Genomic DNA, 18,783 nt, shown 5'->3' with positions numbered 1-18,783 from the left:
CATTACACGTTGTGCACAGACGGTGGTTGGAAACGGCGTAAACGCAGTGCATTTCCAAGTACAAATACACTTGAAAGCGCCATCGCAGCTGCGGCAAAAATCGGAGACATCAGGATGCCATAAGCAGGGTACAGTACACCCGCAGCCACAGGGATCAATAACGTGTTATAAGCGAAGGCCCAGAACAAGTTTTGATGAATATTGCCGATGGTTGCTTTAGACAGTGCAATTGCATTGGCAACGCCTTGCAAGTTCCCAGACATCAGTACGACATCCGCAGATTCAATCGCAACATCCGTACCTGTTCCAATCGCAAGGCCGACATCGGCCTGAGCCAATGCTGGTGCATCATTAATACCATCACCGACAAAGGCAATATTGCCATATTTTACTTTCAATTCCTGCACGGCATTGACTTTACCCTCAGGTAGAACTTCGGCAATTACTTCATCAATCCCGAGTTGTTTGGCAATCGCATGTGCGGTACGCGCATTGTCCCCCGTAATCATGGCTACTTTTAGACCCAGTTGATGCAATGCTTGAATGGCAGCAGGGGTGGTGTCTTTAATTGGATCTGCAACTGCAATAATCCCTGCCAAAGCACCATCAATCGCCACATACAGTGGAGATTTACCTTCATCGCCCAAACGTTGTGCTGTATGGGAAAATGGCGTGATATCCAGACCAAGTTCAGTCATATAACGGTCTGCACCAATGTAAATGTTCTGGTTTTCATTCACAGTGGCATTGACACCCATACCTGTGACTGAATCAAAGCGATCAACCTTTGGCAAATCTAAACCTTCATTTTTTGCCGCATCGACAATGGCTTTGGCAATGGGATGTTCAGAAAGTACTTCAACTGCTGCAACCAGACTGAGGACGTTATTCCGATCAAAGGTAGATGTCACTTCAAAATCAGTCAGTACTGGATGACCTTCAGTCAAGGTACCCGTCTTATCCACCGCAACCACTCGGGCATCTTTTAATAACTGTAATGCTTCACCTTTACGGAACAGGATGCCAAGTTCTGCAGCCCGTCCAGTACCGACCATGATTGAGGTTGGTGTTGCCAAGCCCATGGCACAGGGACAGGCAATAATCAGCACGGCCACCGCATTCACTAGTGCAAAGGTTAAAGCAGGAGAAGGGCCGAAAATTAGCCAGACAAGGAAGGTGAGCAGCGCAGCAATCATCACCGCAGGTACAAACCATAAGGTCACTTTATCGACTACGGCTTGAATCGGCATTTTAGCGCCTTGTGCTTGCTCGACCAGACGAATGATCTGCGCCAGCATGGTGTCACCACCGACAGCGACAGCTTTAAAACTCAAAGTACCATTCTGGTTAATGGTGCCACCAACGACCTGACTGCCGAGATTTTTCTCAACAGGGATTGGTTCACCGGTAATCATCGATTCATCGACAAAACTTTGTCCTTCAATCACCTCACCATCAACAGGGATTCGTTCACCAGGTTTGACAATAACAAAATCACCAGAGACGACTTGATCAATTGGGATATCAATGACATGGTTATCACGTGAAACATGGGCCACTTTTGCCTGTAAGCTAACTAAGCGCTGAATCGCCTCAGATGTCCGTCCTTTGGCCTTGGCCTCAAGAAAACGACCAAGCAGGATTAAAGCAATAATCACAGCGGCGGCTTCGTAATAAACATTGACCGTTCCAGCAGGGAGTAGCTTCGGTGTAAACGTTGCAACCAATGAAAATAAATAGGCAGCGAGTGTACCGACAGCAACCAAAGAGTTCATATCAGGTGCTAAACGGAATAAGGCGGGAAGACCTTTGAGATAAAAACGGCGCCCCGGAATAATCAGGACCAAGCTGGTTAAAACGAATTGGAGATACCAACTATTTTGCATGCCAATGGTTTGTTCAATCAGTTGATGAACACCGGGAATCAGATGAGAACCCATTTCCAAGATAAACACAGGCAAGGCGAGAACTGTCGCAATAATCAAGTCACGTTTAAGCTCAGCTCGTTCTTGATCTTTTTTTTCGAGTTGTTCAGTTTGATCTGGAATAGAGGCCTGTATTTCTTTAGCATCGTAACCTGCTTTATCAATTGCTGCGATGAGACTATCGATGCTGGCATTACCGCTCACGGTTGCACGTTCAGTTGCAAGATTAACATTGGCACTTTGTACGCCTGCAACAGCAGTTAGGGCTTTTTCGACACGACTGACACATGAGGCACAAGTCATGCCTTCAATTGCCAATTCCACCTTATTGGCAGGGACGTCATAACCTGTTTGCTCAATCGCTTTAATCAATTCCTGACGATCAACAGGTTTTGCCAAAGTAATATCGGCACGTTCAGTTGCCAGATTCACCGAAGCAGATGCAACGCCATCGACCTTTTTAAGTGCTGTTTCAACTCGACCGACACAACTGGCACAGGTCATGCCTTCTACTTGAAGGGTGACTTTCATGTCTTGAGCGATTGTATTTGTTTGCATTTCCATAAGATAGACCTATAGAGATAATCCGATTGCTTTCAGCATAGACCTTGACATTATGGGAAGGTCAAGCGGATTAATCAACTTTTAGGATTGTATGCAAACAGAGCTAAAGCCCCTGTATGGATAGTCCTTTATCGTATTCAAACAAAGGACTATCCAAATTTTGTGTAACTGAATGAAGAGGCTTAGACGGCTATTTGTTTGACTGGATTTTCCATCTGTTCTTTTACCAATACTGATTTTGGTACTTGGATATAGTTTTCCAGATCAAAATGACGGGTACGTTGACGATATTCAAAAGTAAATCCTGGCCAGTTATTGGTATTTTTTCCTGTCGCGGTTTGGTACCAACTGTTACAACCTTGTGACCACATGGTTGATTTCATTCTTTCTTGGATTTCCTGATTAAACTGGGTCTGGATTTCAGCTTTTAGGTTGGTGAAGGATAAATTGTTTTGGATATGGATTCGAATTGCATCCAAAATATAGTTCACCTGACTTTCGATCATATACACGATTGAGTTATGCCCCAAATTGGTATTTGGGCCATACAGCATGAAGAAATTAGGGAAACCGCTCACAGTTAAGCCTAAATACGCTTCTGCACCATCGGCCCATTGTTGTCTAAGTATCTTGCCATTGAGTCCAGTAATTTGCATCGGTGCCATAAAGTCGGTTGCAGCAAAGCCTGTTCCATAAATAATGGCATCGACTTCACGTGCTTTCCCATCTTTATCGATAATAGCCGTTTCAGTCACTTCTTGAATTGCATTGTTGATCACCTCTACATTGGGACGAACCAAGCTACGATACCAATGATTAGAAATCAGAATACGTTTACAGCCAATTGGGTAGTCGGGCATGAGTCGGTGGCGGAAATGGGGATCTTTAATTTCTTCACGAATGTGACGCTGAAAAATATATTCTGCTAAAGGAATTTCATTCAGCGTTGCGGTAAAGCTTTTCAGACGAATCTCGTTATAGCTGTATTGAAAGATACGATCCAGACTTTGTAAAACAGGCAGCTTTTGAAAAGCCTTACGTTCCAAGTCTGAATAAATACGGTCTGGCTTGGGAATGACATAAGGTGCAGAACGCTGATAGATGTCTAAGTGGGCGACTTGTTTAGCGATCTCAGGCACAAACTGAATCGCACTGGCACCAGTACCAATCACAGCCACACGTTTATTATTTAAATCATAGTCATGATCCCAACGCGCTGAATGAAAAGTCTTGCCTTGGAAGGTGTCTAGTCCTGGAATCTTTGGGTAGGCAGGTCGATTGAGTTGACCGACCGCTGCAATCAGAAATTCGGCCTCGAATTTTTCACCCGTTACACTCTGGATTTGCCAAACACCTTGTGCTGCATCAAAGTCAGCACTGGCAATTTCAGTATTAAACTGGATATGCGGATACAGCTGATATTTCTCTGTGCAATGCTTCAAATATTGATGGATTTCCTGTGATGAGCCATAGCGGTTTTTCCATCCCAGATCTTGTTCAAATGAAAATGAATAGAGATGCGAGGGTACATCACAAGCCGCTCCCGGATAGGTATTGTCCCGCCACACGCCACCGACATCACTGGCTTTTTCAAATAGGGTGAACTGTTCAAAACCAGCACGTTTAAGCTGAATCGCCAAACCTAAGCCACCAAATCCAGTTCCGATAATGGCGATACGAATATTGTTATTTGAAGAGAATTGTTGTTTAGACATAATGCACTCAAGTTAAAAGTATCATGTGTTGTTTGCAGAATAATCGTTTCATAGATTGATTTAGAGGATGGATGAGGCCAAAATATTGTGATTAGAGGCCACTGAGCGTATCTGATTGAAGTATTTATGGATATATGAAGCAGTAGTCTGATGGAACGTGGTTTGATATGTAGGTCAAGCTGTCACGCATTTATGAACAGCTCTAGATCAACCATAAGATCGAATCGAGAGATCTTTATATTTGATAGATCAACTGTACTGTCAAGCTTCTATTGAAATGACAAAATTGTCATTTTCAGGTCATGCTGCTGTTGGGCTGCCTGTTCTATCTTATAAGAAGTTAAGAGAGAATAGGTGAATAGAAATGAAAGCATTGGTTAAACTCATCTTTATCCTATCATTTGCAACAACAGCAAGCTTAAGCTATGCAGATGGTGGATTAATGTTCCTGGAGAAAAACCAAGAACGCAATACAACTGTACAAGGTAGCAATGGTCAAAACCAGGCAAGATAAGATTTGATTTTGTAAGGATCATAAGCTTCCCCCAAGTTTTATGATCCTTTATATCTTTCAGTCTGAACCGTACCGGGTTTGTCGGAGACTCAATATTCTGAGAGACTATTCCGATGAAAAAACCAAACTATACCCCCGAAATTAGAGAAAGAGCGGTTCAATTACTAATTGAATCTGAAAAAGATTATCCATCGAATTGGGCAGCAGTTTCCGCAATTGCTCCTAAAATTGGCTGTACTCCTGAAACACTTCGTGTTTGGTATCAAAAATACTTAGATCAACAAAATCCCGCCAAAGTACAACAGGTATCTGACCAAGAAAAAATGAAGCAAATGGAACGTGAAATTAAAGAATTAAAACGTGCCAATGAAATTCTACGTAAAGCAGCCGCTTTTTTCGCCCAGGCGGAGCTCGACCGCCCACACAAATAATGGTGGATTTTATCCATAACAATAAGGCGTTATATGGTGTTGAAGCGATTTGTAGAATTTTACCGATTGCAGCTTCGACCTATTATCGGGCTTTAGATTTCGTTGATAACCCAGAACATCGAGCGAAACGTGCTCTGCATGATTTACATCATGCAGAGCAAATCAAACGTATTTGGAAAGAAAGTTCAGGTCGATATGGTGTACGTAAAGTTTGGCAAAAATTGAAACGTGAGGGTTATGTTATTGCACGTTGTACAGTTGCTCGATTGATGCAAAAGCTAGGTATACAAGGTGTTTGGCGTGGTAAGAATAAACAAACCACCCGTAGCCGAGATGATCAAAAACGAGCAGATGATTTAGTGAAACGGAATTTTAGTGCTGATCGACCTGACCAATTATGGGTCAGTGACTTTACGTATATTCAAACACATTCAGGCTGGGTCTATACCGCCTTTATTATTGATGTGTTCTCACGAGCAATTGTTGGATGGAAAGTATCTACACGGATGAATACAGATATGGTGCTCGATGCATTGGAGCAAGCATTGCACGATCGAGGCATGCCAAAGAATGTGATTCATCATTCCGATAGAGGTGTTCAATATCTTTCTATTCGCTATACCAATCGTTTAGATGCTGCAAATTTACGAGCATCAGTCGGTACGACAGGTGATTCATACGATAATGCTCTGGCTGAAACGGTGAATGGCTTATACAAAACAGAGGTGATTGAATATTTAAAAGCAGATTGGCAAGGTTTAGCAGATGTACAACTTGCGACACTAAACTGGGTAGATTGGTTCAATAAAAAGCGTGTACACAGTGCACTGGGTTATGTATCGCCTTTTGAGTTTGAAGCAATGTACTATGATAAGATTAACCCGTTAGGTCAGGTGGCCTAACTTAAATAAAAAAGTCTCCGACAAACCCGGTACGGTTCAGTCATTCCACTTTAAAAACCATTCTAAAGACAATATTTTCTTCTTCAATAAAGACATCAATTGTTGCATGGTGAATTTCAATAATCGATTTGGTGATTGCCAGTCCTAAGCCGGTGCCATCTTCCGCTTTGTGTCGGGATGAGTCTAGCCGATAAAATCGGTCAAAAAAGCGTGAAAGCTGTAAAGGGCTAAGCACTTGCATTTCAGCAGATACTTTATTTTTAATCTGAATCATCGAGTGTCGATCATCTTGGCTCAGTTTGATTTCTAAGATTGAATCTGGTTCACCGTATTTAATTGCATTGGAAATTAAATTATTGAAGGCTCTACGAATCATGGCTGGTTCAGCTTGAATCGATGCCTGACCTGTTAGTTTGAATTGAATCTGCTTTTCCGAGGCAAAAGCTTCGAAATATTCAAACAGAACTTCCATTTCTTGCGCTAAATCGATATTTTTCTTGTTTTTCAGTGCCAGATTATGATCAGATTTTGCTAGAAACAACATATCTGAAATCATTTTGGCCAGATGTTCATATTCTTCCAGATTTGAGAATAGTACATCTTGATATTGTTCTAGCGTTCTTGGCTTGGTTAATGAAACTTGGGTTTGCATCATCAGATTATTGATTGGGGTTCTAATTTCATGAGCCAAGTCACTTGAGAATGCAGAAAGTTTGTCAACTGAGATTTCCAAACGATTCAGCATGTCATTAAATGCCGTGGCCAGTGGGGCTAGTTCAATTGGCACATTGCTCAGATCGAGGCGGTTAGAAAGATTATTTGCAGAAATATTTTCTGAAAGTTTTGCCATTTTTCGAATCGGGCCTAGCCCTTGCCAAGTTGCCCACCATCCTAAAAACATCAGGCCAATCACCCCGAGTAGGCCAACCATGAGCAACTGCTGTTTAAACGAGTGCAGGAAATAATAGTTATCGGTAACTTCAATCGCAGCAATAATTTGCATGTTTTGACTACTTTGGTCATAACGAATGGTTTTATTGACAACAATGCCTTGATAGCTCTGATTATTATGTTTCCAATTGATCCAACGCCCATTCTTTTGTTGAATCAATTGATTGAGGTCAGCGTGCATATTTTTTTTGTTATAAAGAATTTGGCCATTGGCAAGTTTGATCTGGATCAGCAGATTATCATGCCCAATCAGCGCCTCATCTAAACTGTCTTTAAAATTGCTGGGTTTTTGTTGGAACAAGTTTTCAATCAGTTGAATTTTACCTTCAATTTCTTTTTGGTTTTGTTGATAAAAATAATTGACGACATGTTGATTAACGAATATCCCCATGACAATCAGGATCAACGTCGTGAATAAGGTTGAAATAAAGCTGATCCTAAAAGCGATGGAACGAAATAATTTATTTCTCATCTTCAATCTCTAGGACATAACCCATACCACGTATGTTTCTAATCAGCTTGGGGCTAAAATCGGTATCAATCTTATTTCTCAAGCGTCGAATCGCAACTTCAACCACATTGGTATCGCTATCAAAATTGATATCCCAAACCAGTGCAGCAATCAGTGACTTGGGTAATACTTCACCTTGGCGGCGCATAAAGAGTTCCAATAAAGAAAACTCTTTGGCGGTCAGGTCAATCCGTTGTCCAGAACGCACCACACGCCGTTTAATCAAATCAAGATGTAAGTCTGCAACTGCGTAAAAAGTTTGTTCTTCTTTAATCTGACCGCGTTTCAACAGAGTTTTAATCCGTGCGAGCAATTCAGCAAAGGCAAAGGGTTTAATCAGGAAATCATCTGCACCGAGTTCCAGGCCTTTGACTCGATCTTCAATTTGGTCTTTGGCCGTCAGAAACAGCACGGGGAGGAAGGTATTTACTTTGCGAATCTCCGTGAGAATCTTCCAGCCATCCAGTTTCGGCAGCATCACATCCAAAATGATCAGGTCATATTGTTCTGTCACGGCCAGATGTAAACCTGAGATACCGTCCTGACTCCAATCAGTTACATAACCAGCTTCGGTTAGGCCTTTTTGGAGATAGTCCCCCGTTTTTTGTTCATCTTCAACTAGAAGTATTCGCATGTTTTCATCAAGCTCAAAGTTTTATGGTTGCATTTTAGCGTTAAAGAGAATATGAGTTTTATAAATAACAAAATTGTAATATTGCTGTCAGCTTCTCGACATTAACGATATAACATTCTCAAAAATAACAGCATTATGCATCTCCAATTTGATGTTAGGAAAAGTGCTTAGCCTTTTTTTGTTTAAGCCAAAAATCTAAGCTGAAATAACGACCGCCGCCCAGAACAATCAATGCTATCAGCATAATCAGATATGTCACGGCAAACTCAATTCCATTATTCAAAATAACAAATGAACCACTCGATGTCAGCCAGTCATAATTGCCATAGTTTTCTAAAATTTCTCGTGCCTTTTCCAATTTCTCAGCCGAGGCCAAGACTTGAGCATTGGCAAAGGAGGCGTTGGGATCAGCTATCGCTTGCCAGCCATTCGGCAGATGCACTGTGACAATGGCAACCAGCATGGTAACGATCAAGGGAATGCTAATCAAACGGGTGAATAAACCGAGTGCTAATAGCACAGCACCTGCGATCTCGGTCGATGTTGCCAATGCCGCCATAAGAAAAGGAAAGGGTAAACCTAAACCCCAATCTGCATTGCCAAACCATTCAGCTGTATCTTGGAAGTGCATTAGCTTATTTGTACCTGCCATCCAAAAGATTGGGACTAAATAAAAACGTAAGGCAAGTGCCGCGATGCCATCTGCATGTTTGAATGCAGAGCAAATTTTTGGGTAATACTGAGCGAGAGCATACAAAAAGTTCTTCATGATAATTTCACACCGAATAGGATTGAATGATCATTAGTCGGGTGAGGATTCTGTTTCTTACATAAATTTTTTTTTATTTGCACTGTAATAAATTGGGATTTATACCGTCTAACTTTATGTACCTGTGTACAAACCGAGAAATAACCTTAAAAGGAATAGAACAATGAGCAAACTTAATTCAATGACCTCAGTTGCAGCATTATTGGCACTTTCAGTTGCTGGCGTAACCCATGTCGCTGTTGCAGCAACACCAACAACCACAGAAACACATGCCAGCAAAGCCGCGGATGGAAAGTGTGGTGAAGCGAAATGTGGTGCCAATAAAGCAAAACATCAGCAAAAATCTGCTGAAGCGAAATGCGGTGCGGCCAAAAAAGCAGCGGATGCAAAGTGTGGAGCAACTAAAAAAGCAGCGGATGCAAAATGCGGTGCGGATAAAAAAGTTGCAGACGGCAAGTGCGGCGCAAAATAAACCATTCAATCATGAATGATGTCGGTCTAAGCTTTAGATCGACATCATTCGATCATAGGAGTCTAAACATGGCTGAATTGGTTGGTGTAGGTCTGGGCTTAAGACGTGAGTTCATTGATGAGTTTTTAAATGCTGAGACTGCTGCAGATTTTATCGAAGTAGCTCCTGAAAACTGGATGGGTTTTGGCGGTCGGCATGCCAAGCTACTCTCGCAATGTGTGGAGAAAGCGCCTTTAATCTGTCATGGACTGTCTTTATCCATTGGTGGGCCTCATCCACTCAATCTTGAATTTATCCAGCAAGTTAAAAATTTTCTACAACGCTATCAAGTACCGATTTACTCAGAACACTTAAGTTATACCCACGATGGTGGTTATTTATATGATTTATTACCGATCCCGATGACAGAAGCTGCTGTTGATTATGTAGCGGAACGAATTTTACGTGTACAGGATATTTTGGGGCAGCGACTGGTGATTGAAAATGTCTCTACGTATTTAATGCCCAATGCAGAAATGCATGAAGCCGAATTTGTACGTGAAGTACTGTTAAAAGCAGACTGTGAATTACTACTTGATGTGAATAATGTCTATGTGAATAGCATGAATCATGGCAGTGATGCTTATGCATTTATTGATGCAATGCCCAAAGAGCGGATTCGTTACTTACATATTGCAGGTCATGAACAAGTTGAAAAAAACCTATTGATTGATACACATGGAGCTGCAATCAATGATCCTGTTTGGCAGCTTTTACAATACACTTATCAAATTTATGGTGTTAAACCGACCTTATTAGAACGTGACTTTAATATTCCATCATGGCAGCAGCTACAAGATGAGTTGAACAGAATCAAAATCATGCAACAACAGGAGAGTCGTGATGAAAGCAAAGCCAATATCCTTTCACACTACGCAACGACAGTTTTGTGACTGGATTCGTGATCCTGAATTAGAGCCCCCTCAAAATTTTGCAGTGAATCGTATGCAAGTCTATCGGGATTTGCTATTTAATAATGTCTGCTCTTTTATCAACTTGGTATTTCCTGTTGCACGTAGCATGTTTGCTGAGCAACAATGGCAACAATTATTGGCAGAATTTTTCCAGAAGTCGCAATGTCAGTCACCGTTCTATAACGATATTTCTTTACAGTTTCGAGAGTATTTCACTGAACAGCAGCATCAGATATTACAAGACTATCCCTGGTTAAACGAATTATTACAGTATGAATGGTTAGAACTCTATTTGGATACGGTTGAAATCGAAACGCCTATTCTGATAGAAGATCAAGATTGGCAGTTGACCACCCAAGTTTGGATATTAGTCTATCAATATCCTGTTTATCGTTGGACGACGACAATGAAGCTTGAACAGGTACAACAAGCGCCAAGTGTGATTTTGGTATGGCGAGATGATCTCGATCAGGTTCGCGTTGAGGTTGTGTCACCTTTATATGCTGCGATGATCGAACTCATCCAACAGAATAGGGTTATTGAACAAGATCTACAGCGACTGATTCAATCAATACTTCCTGATTTTGATGAAGAGCAAATTCAACTACAAATTTATGGGTTAAAAGCATTATTAACTCGGTTAAGATTAATTCACGTTCCGCATAATAATGATGAGATACAGGGATGAATTCAGCTTCAGCAGCAAAACATGATGACCTATTCCATCAGTTGCATAATCCTGCTTTTTTACAGGATTTAAGACAGCAAATGATTAAGTTTGCTGTCTTGCAGCTTGCTTCATTGCCGCAGGCAGAGGATGTGGTTCAGGAAGCATTGACCAGCGCATTTCAGCATCTAGATTCATTTACAGGACGGGCGGCGTTTAAAACTTGGGTATTTGCAATTTTAAAAAATAAGATTATAGATTTGATTCGGCAGAAATCTCGTTTAGTCAGTATGAGTGAACTCTTTAAGGATGAAGAGAGTGAGCTGAGTATCGAAGCGTTATTTGACGCCTCAGGTCATTGGCATAAATATGAAGCGCCACAAGCATGGCAAAGCCCTGAAGAGATGATGGAGCAACAAGATTTCTGGATAATCTTTGATGCTTGTCTCAATCATTTACCTGCTAAATATGCGCAGGTATTTATGTTACGTGAAATGATTGAGCTGAGTAGCACTGAAATTTGCGAGAAGCTTGAACTGACGGTTTCACATTTTAACGTACTGATGTATCGCAGCCGAACACGGTTACGTGAATGTTTAGAAAATAAATGGTTATTGCAGGAGGATTGTTCATGTTGACATGCCGCCAAGCCACCCAATTATTATCCGAAAAGCAGGATAGACCTTTATTACTTCGTGAGCAGACTCATCTACAACTACACTTGTTGGCTTGTCGTTCCTGTCGCCGTTATGGTAAACAGATCAAAAACTTAAGCCAACTTGCACAAGCGTTTAGGCAAGTTGATCAAGAGTAGATCGATTTTGTCATGTGCTTCAAAACAAAAAAGGAAATCATCGAACTTCCTTTTTTATGATCAGCATCTAAAACTTATAGCTTGGTTTGACGTTGTGCGATGTATTTTTCGTTAAAGAAACCACCTAACGGAATAAAGGCCAGCACAAATAATCTGAACAATTCGATACCAGACCAAAGCGAAGCGGTGCGCACCAAATTCCAAAGATAGAATAAAAACGCCAGACCATGAATAGGTCCCATGATTTTTGTCGCGATCGGTAAATCAAATGCGTACTTTAAGGGAATTGCCACAACAAATAACAGCAACAAGGTTACTGCTTCGAGTACAGAAGTAAACCGCATTTGCCGCAATTTTTCTGTCATTGTGCTCATAACATAGCTCCGAGAGATGAATAAGAGAATCAAAAATTAACGCAGCATATCATCTTTAAGCGCTATCGCATTGATATTGTTGGTAACGATTCTTATTTAATAACCTTTATAAAAGCGGATAAAAGCATGTTCTAAAAGCAGAAATTTCTAAATTTTTTCAAGAATTCACGACGATATATAATTGTCTTACAGATTAAAAATAATTTTAAAAATATTAAGTTATTAATATTTATAATTTTTATAGGTGTTTATTATTCGATGAGCTTATCATTTTTTATCAAGCAAGTGGAGTGAATATAGAATTTATGCAACTTGTTGCATAAAAACTTTTATCCCGATATGATTGAGTGAATTTAAAGAATAGCGAAATGCTTATTATTTCTAAAATTGGCTTTATCTATCTGAAATAATGAATATCTAAAGGATAAAAGTGATGTCAAAAATTCCAGAATTAATGAAAAACCTGAAACTCCCTGTCATTGCGTCGCCCTTGTTTATTATTAGTACGCCGCAGTTGGTGTTGGCTCAATGTAAAGCAGGTGTAATTGGCTCGATGCCGGCATTGAATGCACGACCTGCCGAAAAACTGGAAGAATGGTTAAAAGAAATTACCGAAGGAATCTCTGAACATAATGCTTTACATCCAGAGCGACCTGCGGCACCTTTTGCAATTAACCTGATCGTGCATAAAAGTAATAATCGTCTGGAACATGACATGGAACTCATCGTCAAATACAAAGTACCGATTGTGATTACGTCTTTGGGCGCACGAACCGAGATTAATGATGCCACCCATAGCTATGGTGGTTTGGTCTTGCATGACGTCATCAATAATACCTTTGCCAAGAAAGCGATTGAAAAAGGGGCGGACGGTTTGATTGCGGTTGCAGCAGGTGCAGGTGGTCATGCCGGCGTGAAGAGTCCATTTCCATTGATTCAGGAAATCCGTGAATGGTTCGATGGACCGCTGGCTTTATCGGGTGCGATCTCTACAGGTGATGCGGTTCTTGCAGCACAGGCAATGGGGGCAGACTTTGCTTATATTGGTTCAGCATTTATTGCCACCCATGAAGCCAATGCTGAAGATGCTTATAAGCAGGCGATAGTCGATCACAATTCAGATGAAATTGTTTATTCCAATCTATTCACTGGTGTGCATGGTAACTATCTTGCACCAAGTATTCGCGCGGCGGGTCTTGATCCTGCTGATTTACCTGAAGGTAATCTGAAAGATATGGATTTCAGTACCCCGAATGAAGATGGTACACAGCACAAGGTCAAACCATGGCGTGATATTTGGGGATGCGGACAAGGGTTAAATGCAATTAAAGCCACGACTTCAGTCGAGCAACTAGTGAGTCGGCTTGAAAGAGAATATTTTGCAGCAAGAACACGTCTCAAGCTTTAAGTTTCGATATCAGGCCTTAATCTTTAAGGCCTGATACATTTTATTAGGCGGGTTTTTTAAATGATGAGCGCTCACTATGCTTACCTTGTTGTCACGGAATTCGGCCTGTGGCAATAAATGCGACTAAACCATCATAAAGATTTCCAAAAAATACCGCTTTCACCTAAGCCGAGATCATCAGGAATAAACAGAATGTTGTCATGTGATTCCTTGATATTCATCATGTAGGGGACACATGAATATTTTTCGATTTAAACTTAAGTAATTTGATAGAGCAGTTATAAGAGAATGTTTCAAATCTGTTCAAATTTGAGCCCTGCATGATCAGTTAAACGTTGAATGAAGCGATCATCAAACATCGTCGCAGGTGTCCAAAATCCACCGTTACGTCCAACTTTTTCACTGTCTTTGGCATGGTCAATTGCAAGACTCAATGTAGCTTGTCCCAACATTTTTCCTGTAGAACCGTAACCAGGATCACGGTCACCTGTGACTTTAACTTTCAGGCTTTGTCCTGCATCTGTTTTACCCACAAAACGTAGGTCAAATCGGCCTGTTAGCTGTTGTTCTGGAGTTGGGCCTTCACCTGGTTTTGGCAATAAATAACGTTCCATGACTTGGCTGATTGGTTTACTCACTGCCGCGAGCATAAAAGCAGCTAGACCAGAAACCACGCCTAAAGCTTTTAATCGTCCTTTTAGCCCTTCACCCGTCAATATGGCTTCGTTATAGCTAAAGTTGTTGCCATAGGCATTGCCAGATAAGGCATTTGAGCGATGGACCACACGTTCATTGACAGCAGCCATCACAAAAGGTGCAATCCATGCATTAAAATCGGGGTCGAATTTGGCTGTTTTGATATAAATTTGTCTTTGGGTATTGCCATGATCTGCAGGACAAAGGATATAGGGATTGAGCAGATCTTTACGTAAAGCAGGGTCGGCAGCGGCTTCTTGAACGACATTGATCAAACTTGCCACTGTGCCACCCGATGCACCACCTTTTAAGGTTCTGACTCGCATGCTGACTTGGGTCGCAGGTGCATTAAACTGTTGCTGTGCTTGTTGTTGTAAATAATAGACCCCCATGTCGGATGGAACTGAGTCAAAACCACAGCAATGCACAATACGCGCACCTGATTGCTGGGCTTGCGCTTCATATTTAGTGATCATTTGTTTAATCCACTGGGTTTCTCCAGTCAGATCGCAATAATCTGTCCCATTGTTTACACAAGCTTGAACCAAAGGTTCACCGTATAAAGCATATGGGCCAACCGTTGAGACCACTACACGGGTTTGTGCACAAAGCGCATCGAGTTCGGTTTGATTGTTGGCATCAGCAACCAAGATCGGGATAGCTTGTCCTGCTGTGCCTAAAGCATCTTTTACGTGTTGTAGTTTTTGCTGTGAACGTCCTGCAATTGCCCAATTCAGCTGTTCTTTGTGGTCAGCAAAGTATTCTGCCAGATATCGGGTGAGGATCTGGCCAACAAAACTGGTGGCGCCGAAGACCACAAGATCATATTTTGTTTGGTTCATGTGTTATTTTTCCTTAGTTGTTTGATCGTTTGAATTTTTAAAGTGCTTGCGGTAAATGTAGCGCAACTTGGGCATCTTGAATCACATCTAAACGAAGAATTTTCGATGCACCAAGTTCATCCAATAACTGGCTTAAAGGCCCACCATGACGAACCAAATTCACTTTTCTCGGCAACAAGGTTTGTGCAAAAGAGAGGATATTCGATTGCACGTGTGTTTGATGCCATTTGTGATCCACCAAATGTAGCATTGTTGCTTCACTGGTTCGTGTCTCTGACTGCACTTGCTGTAAAGGTGGCGTTGCTGCGCTGAGGCTTAAATCAATTTTTCCTTCCGTATCCATCAAATTGGCATTCACCTCGATCGGGTTGATGTCGACATTAATCTCAGTCAGCCACTTGGGCAACTGATAGCCATAAACGCCGCGTACCCGTGCTATTTCTGTATCAACTGGTAGAGCTAAAACATGAGCATAGAAATGTCGTTGCCGAATCGAGTTGATCAGTTCCAGTGCATGTGGGCCACGTGCATCGGGTTGGCGCACTACAATTGCGACTGAGACTTCGTTATATGGGTCGTTATCACAAACAGAATAAGTAAAGAAGGTGAGTGCGGCCAGTCCATAACCCGGAAAAGCCTGTAGTGGTTCTAAAGGAGCAGGCAGTTTTTTCTTGAGTTGTTTAAGCGGTGCGAGCATCAGGACCTGCACATTAGCGCTACGATAATAAAAATTGGGAGCCCAAACAGGGCCGACTCTGGATTCAAGCAGTTTTTTAGGAATCTTACGGAAGAAATCAATATTCCCCGCTGCAGGATCTTGAGCGACTTGGTCTAAATCGGGATGCATGCTAAAGCGATCATAGTAACCACCTTTCGGTACTTTGACTTTTTGCTCTCCAAATTCAACTTCAGTAAATTGCTGACGACTATTCATGTTGGTTAACCTATATTGACCCAATCCATCCAGTCTTATGCCAAGACCTGCACATTGATTGCTTGAGAGTCACTATAAGATTAAAGCCAACTTTAAAGTCAAGTAGGAAAATTGATGACTTGAAACACACATCACGGATTCGTTATAACAATGTAAAGATAATTCGCACAAAAAGTCTGTGCTATAGAAATAAAAATTTAGATTTCAAATATTAAGCAGGATCAATCACTGTGAGTTATTAAGCATTAAATTACATTTTTGTTATCAGAATGGGACTAATTATGTTGACCTTAAAGCTAACTTTAATCTTAGTATAGAGTCACTATCCATGCGGATAGTTTGAAAAATATGTGATTCCACGAACATTGATTAGAACATAGATCAGAACTCGACAGTGTAAATCTTACACAGGAGAAACAAAGATGGCTTACGTTACGACAAAAGATGGTGTAGATATTTTTTATAAAGATTGGGGACCTCGCGATGCACAGGTCTTATTTTTTCATCATGGTTGGCCGCTCAGCTCAGATGATTGGGATGCTCAATTGTTATTCTTTTTGAATGAAGGTTTCCGTGTTGTGGCACATGATCGTCGCGGTCATGGTCGTTCAAGTCAGGTTTGGGATGGTCATGATATGGACCATTATGCAGACGATGTCGCTGCGGTGGTACAACATCTCGGTATAAAAAATGCGGTGCATATTGGTCACTCAACAGGTGGCGGTGAAGTGGCTCACTATATTGCACGCCATGGTGAAGCAAATGTTTCTAAGGCAGTTTTGGTCAGTGCAGTTCCGCCCATTATGGTGAAAACAGCGAGTAATCCAAATGGTTTACCGAAAGAAGTCTTCGACGACTTGCAAAACCAGTTATTTAAAAACCGTTCGCAATTTTACTATGATTTACCCGCAGGTCCTTTCTATGGATTTAACCGTCCAAATGCGAAACCTTCCGAGCCAGTAATCTGGAATTGGTGGCGTCAAGGCATGATGGGCGGTGCCAAAGCACATTATGATGGGATTGTGGCTTTTTCTCAGACTGATTTTACTGAGGATTTAAAAAAGATTTCAGTCCCTGTACTGGTAATGCATGGTGACGATGATCAGGTTGTACCTTATGAAAACTCTGGGGTATTGTCTGCAAAGTTGGTAAAAAATGGGACTTTAAAAACCTATAAAGGTTTCTCACATGGGATGCTCACGGTCAATGCGGATGTGATTAATCCAGATCTATTGGCATTTATCCGCGCATAAGGGTGATTGATGATATTCAAGTTTAAACTGAAAAAGAGAGGCATTGATGCCTCTCTTTTTTATTTTAAGAACGCATATATGAACGGAGATAAAACCGCTTGACATTAAAGTTTACTTTAATCTTAAAGTAAAGACATCGTCAAAGAGGTGACAAAAATGAAAGTGTTTGAAAAATTAGTTTTCCCAAATGGTTCGTATATCCCAAATCGTATTGCAAAAGCTGCAATGGAAGAAAACATGGCGGATTTAAATCATGCGCCATCTGAAGAACTGATGCGCTTATATCAAGCTTGGGCAGATGGTGGTGTTGGTTTGATTATCACGGGTAATGTGATGGTGGATCGTCGTGCCATGACAGGGCCTGGTGGCGTGGTTCTGGAAGATGAAAAGTATTTGGATACATTCAAACGCTGGGCGAAAATTGGCCGTTCTAAAGGGGCGCAAGTTTGGTTGCAAATTAATCATCCTGGTCGTCAAATGCAAGCCAATTTAGGTCAAGAAACTTGGGCACCTTCAGAAGTTGCCCTGGATTTAGGCAAAATGTCAGATCGTTTTAATACACCGATTGAAATGACCCAAGACATGATTGATGAAGTGATCCAACGTTTTGCCAATACTGCACGATTGGGAGAAAAAGCTGGCTTTACTGGTGTTGAGATTCATGCAGCACATGGTTATTTATTGAGTCAGTTTCTTTCGCCCTTGAGCAATCAACGTCAAGATCAATGGGGTGGTTCTTTAGAAAACCGTGCGCGTATTTTGATCGAGATTGTCAAAGCAGTACGTGCTGTGGTTTCAGACACTTTTACAGTTGCAGTCAAACTCAATTCTGCTGACTTCCAACGTGGTGGTTTCAGTGCTGAAGATGCGCAGCAAGTGGTTATGATGTTGAATGAACAGGCTGTTGATTTGGTCGAACTGTCTGGTGGGAGTTATGAAGCACCTGCCATGCAAGGTCAGGCACGCGATGGGCGTACTTTGGCACGTGAAGCTTATTTCTTAGAATTTGCCCAAGAGATTGCTAAAGTTGCAAAAATGCCTGTGATGGTGACGGGTGGTATTCGTCGTAAACAAGTGGCGGAACAGGTGATTGAAAGCGGTGTTGACATGGTGGGGATTGCCACAGCACTCGCGATTGATCCCAACCTCCCCAATGAATGGAAACAAGGGCAAAATAACGCACCTGAACTCAAACCGATTAGATGGGAAAATAAAACTTTAGCATCGCTTGCCAACATGGCAACAGTGAAGTTCCAGTTACGTAAACTCAGTCTGGGTAAAACCACCAATCCAAAGGTATCTCCACTCTGGGCATTGGCGTTACAGCAAACAGCAATGACTTGCCGTACGCGCCAATATAAAAAACGGATGCGCACCTATTCATTTTCATCTTAAACTGAGCAAGAAGTTGTCAATACTAGGGCAATAGAATAGATTGATCGAGCAAAAACCAA

18 protein-coding genes and 1 other annotated feature are annotated in these 18,783 nt (G+C 41.5%); of the genes, 10 read left to right on the top strand and 8 right to left on the bottom strand.

All coding sequences use genetic code 11. From position 1 onward, the window contains the following. Positions 1–2: 2 nt before the first annotated feature. Positions 3–2,489 (bottom strand): heavy metal translocating P-type ATPase, encoded by a 2,487-nt coding sequence (locus NQU59_RS13200; RefSeq protein WP_257063755.1) that lies wholly within the window; start codon positions 2,487–2,489, stop codon positions 3–5. 182 nt (positions 2,490–2,671) lie between these two features. Beyond that, positions 2,672–4,204: a flavin-containing monooxygenase gene (locus NQU59_RS13195; RefSeq protein ID WP_257063754.1), complete on the bottom strand. Its 1,533-nt coding sequence runs from the start codon at positions 4,202–4,204 to the stop codon at positions 2,672–2,674. 364 nt (positions 4,205–4,568) lie between these two features. Here NQU59_RS13195 and NQU59_RS13190 point away from each other — a divergent pair, with 364 nt between their 5' ends. Together NQU59_RS13190 and NQU59_RS13185 are read left to right on the top strand one after the other, a co-directional pair. Continuing rightward, positions 4,569–4,718: a hypothetical protein gene (locus NQU59_RS13190; RefSeq protein ID WP_005241657.1), complete on the top strand. Its 150-nt coding sequence runs from the start codon at positions 4,569–4,571 to the stop codon at positions 4,716–4,718. 113 nt (positions 4,719–4,831) lie between these two features. Continuing rightward, a protein-coding gene (locus NQU59_RS13185) for an IS3 family transposase (protein ID WP_107114716.1) occupies positions 4,832–6,051 on the top strand; the annotation gives its coding sequence in 2 pieces (ribosomal slippage) (positions 4,832–5,108 and positions 5,108–6,051; 1,221 coding nt in all). Next, positions 5,107–5,223 (top strand) — a sequence feature (AL1L pseudoknot). It overlaps the preceding gene by 117 nt. 40 nt (positions 6,052–6,091) lie before the next feature. Here the strand turns inward: NQU59_RS13185 and NQU59_RS13180 are convergent. From NQU59_RS13180 to NQU59_RS13170, 3 genes are all read right to left on the bottom strand, one after another. After that, positions 6,092–7,474: a heavy metal sensor histidine kinase gene (locus NQU59_RS13180; protein WP_005241655.1), complete on the bottom strand. Its 1,383-nt coding sequence runs from the start codon at positions 7,472–7,474 to the stop codon at positions 6,092–6,094. Further along, the gene (locus NQU59_RS13175; RefSeq protein WP_004653555.1) at positions 7,464–8,147 is read right to left on the bottom strand and encodes a heavy metal response regulator transcription factor; all 684 of its coding nucleotides are present in this window, start codon (positions 8,145–8,147) and stop codon (positions 7,464–7,466) included. The genes NQU59_RS13180 and NQU59_RS13175 overlap by 11 nt, the downstream gene beginning before the upstream one ends. Before the next feature lie 154 nt (positions 8,148–8,301). Further along, a complete protein-coding gene (locus tag NQU59_RS13170; RefSeq protein WP_096911080.1) occupies positions 8,302–8,916 on the bottom strand; it encodes an HvfX family Cu-binding RiPP maturation protein in 615 nt (204 codons plus the stop codon). A gap of 163 nt (positions 8,917–9,079) precedes the next feature. On the opposite strand from NQU59_RS13170, the gene NQU59_RS13165 reads away from it, so the two are divergent. The 5 genes from NQU59_RS13165 (at position 9,080) to NQU59_RS13145 (ending at position 11,822) form a co-directional block, all read left to right on the top strand. Further along, on the top strand, positions 9,080–9,388 hold the full coding sequence (locus NQU59_RS13165) for an HvfA family oxazolone/thioamide-modified RiPP metallophore (protein WP_043970702.1): 309 nt from the start codon (positions 9,080–9,082) through the stop codon (positions 9,386–9,388). A 68-nt stretch (positions 9,389–9,456) separates the two neighbouring features. After that, the gene (locus tag NQU59_RS13160; protein ID WP_043970705.1) at positions 9,457–10,320 is read left to right on the top strand and encodes an HvfB family MNIO-type RiPP peptide maturase; all 864 of its coding nucleotides are present in this window, start codon (positions 9,457–9,459) and stop codon (positions 10,318–10,320) included. Next, positions 10,271–11,029 carry an HvfC family RiPP maturation protein gene (locus NQU59_RS13155; protein ID WP_257063752.1) on the top strand — a complete coding sequence of 253 codons (759 nt, stop codon included), beginning with the start codon at positions 10,271–10,273 and terminating at the stop codon, positions 11,027–11,029. Before NQU59_RS13160 ends, NQU59_RS13155 begins: the two co-directional genes overlap by 50 nt. Beyond that, positions 11,026–11,646: an RNA polymerase factor sigma-70 gene (locus NQU59_RS13150; RefSeq protein ID WP_043970709.1), complete on the top strand. Its 621-nt coding sequence runs from the start codon at positions 11,026–11,028 to the stop codon at positions 11,644–11,646. Before NQU59_RS13155 ends, NQU59_RS13150 begins: the two co-directional genes overlap by 4 nt. Beyond that, on the top strand, positions 11,640–11,822 hold the full coding sequence (locus tag NQU59_RS13145) for a zf-HC2 domain-containing protein (RefSeq protein WP_257063750.1): 183 nt from the start codon (positions 11,640–11,642) through the stop codon (positions 11,820–11,822). Before NQU59_RS13150 ends, NQU59_RS13145 begins: the two co-directional genes overlap by 7 nt. Positions 11,823–11,896: 74 nt before the next feature. On the opposite strand, the gene NQU59_RS13140 is transcribed toward NQU59_RS13145, so the two are convergent. Then, entirely contained in the window at positions 11,897–12,196 is a 300-nt protein-coding gene (locus NQU59_RS13140) for a DUF3817 domain-containing protein (RefSeq protein ID WP_257063749.1), read from the bottom strand. 433 nt (positions 12,197–12,629) lie between these two features. On the opposite strand from NQU59_RS13140, the gene NQU59_RS13135 reads away from it, so the two are divergent. Further along, complete coding sequence (locus NQU59_RS13135; RefSeq protein ID WP_257063747.1) at positions 12,630–13,604, top strand: NAD(P)H-dependent flavin oxidoreductase; 975 nt, start codon at positions 12,630–12,632, stop codon at positions 13,602–13,604. A 293-nt stretch (positions 13,605–13,897) separates the two neighbouring features. Here NQU59_RS13135 and NQU59_RS13130 read toward each other — a convergent pair whose 3' ends face one another. Next, positions 13,898–15,142 carry a saccharopine dehydrogenase family protein gene (locus NQU59_RS13130; RefSeq protein WP_257063746.1) on the bottom strand — a complete coding sequence of 415 codons (1,245 nt, stop codon included), beginning with the start codon at positions 15,140–15,142 and terminating at the stop codon, positions 13,898–13,900. Between the two features lie 37 nt (positions 15,143–15,179). Continuing rightward, positions 15,180–16,076 (bottom strand): acetoacetate decarboxylase, encoded by an 897-nt coding sequence (locus NQU59_RS13125; RefSeq protein WP_257063744.1) that lies wholly within the window; start codon positions 16,074–16,076, stop codon positions 15,180–15,182. A 422-nt stretch (positions 16,077–16,498) separates the two neighbouring features. On the opposite strand from NQU59_RS13125, the gene NQU59_RS13120 reads away from it, so the two are divergent. Both NQU59_RS13120 and NQU59_RS13115 read left to right on the top strand, forming a co-directional pair. Beyond that, a complete protein-coding gene (locus tag NQU59_RS13120; RefSeq protein WP_043970715.1) occupies positions 16,499–17,329 on the top strand; it encodes an alpha/beta fold hydrolase in 831 nt (276 codons plus the stop codon). A 156-nt stretch (positions 17,330–17,485) separates the two neighbouring features. Then, positions 17,486–18,724, top strand: coding sequence for an NADH:flavin oxidoreductase/NADH oxidase family protein (locus NQU59_RS13115; RefSeq protein ID WP_257063743.1), 1,239 nt, complete (start codon positions 17,486–17,488; stop codon positions 18,722–18,724). Positions 18,725–18,783: the final 59 nt, after the last annotated feature.

Source organism: Acinetobacter colistiniresistens (assembly GCF_024582815.1).
Classification (GTDB): Bacteria; Pseudomonadota; Gammaproteobacteria; order Pseudomonadales; family Moraxellaceae; genus Acinetobacter.
This window is presented reverse-complemented; position numbering and strand designations above follow the sequence as displayed.

Bases quoted from the DNA above. Each gene is read 5' to 3' on its own strand.
- NQU59_RS13120 (WP_043970715.1), top strand. From the start codon at position 16,499: ATGGCTTACGTTACGACAAAAGATGGTGTAGATATTTTTTATAAAGAT.
- NQU59_RS13160 (WP_043970705.1), top strand. From the start codon at position 9,457: ATGGCTGAATTGGTTGGTGTAGGTCTGGGCTTAAGACGTGAGTTCATT.
- NQU59_RS13115 (WP_257063743.1), top strand. From the start codon at position 17,486: ATGAAAGTGTTTGAAAAATTAGTTTTCCCAAATGGTTCGTATATCCCA.
- NQU59_RS13190 (WP_005241657.1), top strand. From the start codon at position 4,569: ATGAAAGCATTGGTTAAACTCATCTTTATCCTATCATTTGCAACAACA.
- NQU59_RS13145 (WP_257063750.1), top strand. From the start codon at position 11,640: ATGTTGACATGCCGCCAAGCCACCCAATTATTATCCGAAAAGCAGGAT.
- NQU59_RS13200 (WP_257063755.1), bottom strand. From the start codon at position 2,489: ATGGAAATGCAAACAAATACAATCGCTCAAGACATGAAAGTCACCCTT.
- NQU59_RS13165 (WP_043970702.1), top strand. From the start codon at position 9,080: ATGAGCAAACTTAATTCAATGACCTCAGTTGCAGCATTATTGGCACTT.
- NQU59_RS13170 (WP_096911080.1), bottom strand. From the start codon at position 8,916: ATGAAGAACTTTTTGTATGCTCTCGCTCAGTATTACCCAAAAATTTGC.
- NQU59_RS13125 (WP_257063744.1), bottom strand. From the start codon at position 16,076: ATGAATAGTCGTCAGCAATTTACTGAAGTTGAATTTGGAGAGCAAAAA.
- NQU59_RS13130 (WP_257063746.1), bottom strand. From the start codon at position 15,142: ATGAACCAAACAAAATATGATCTTGTGGTCTTCGGCGCCACCAGTTTT.
- NQU59_RS13180 (WP_005241655.1), bottom strand. From the start codon at position 7,474: ATGAGAAATAAATTATTTCGTTCCATCGCTTTTAGGATCAGCTTTATT.
- NQU59_RS13140 (WP_257063749.1), bottom strand. From the start codon at position 12,196: ATGAGCACAATGACAGAAAAATTGCGGCAAATGCGGTTTACTTCTGTA.
- NQU59_RS13175 (WP_004653555.1), bottom strand. From the start codon at position 8,147: ATGCGAATACTTCTAGTTGAAGATGAACAAAAAACGGGGGACTATCTC.
- NQU59_RS13135 (WP_257063747.1), top strand. From the start codon at position 12,630: ATGTCAAAAATTCCAGAATTAATGAAAAACCTGAAACTCCCTGTCATT.
- NQU59_RS13195 (WP_257063754.1), bottom strand. From the start codon at position 4,204: ATGTCTAAACAACAATTCTCTTCAAATAACAATATTCGTATCGCCATT.
- NQU59_RS13155 (WP_257063752.1), top strand. From the start codon at position 10,271: ATGAAAGCAAAGCCAATATCCTTTCACACTACGCAACGACAGTTTTGT.
- NQU59_RS13150 (WP_043970709.1), top strand. From the start codon at position 11,026: ATGAATTCAGCTTCAGCAGCAAAACATGATGACCTATTCCATCAGTTG.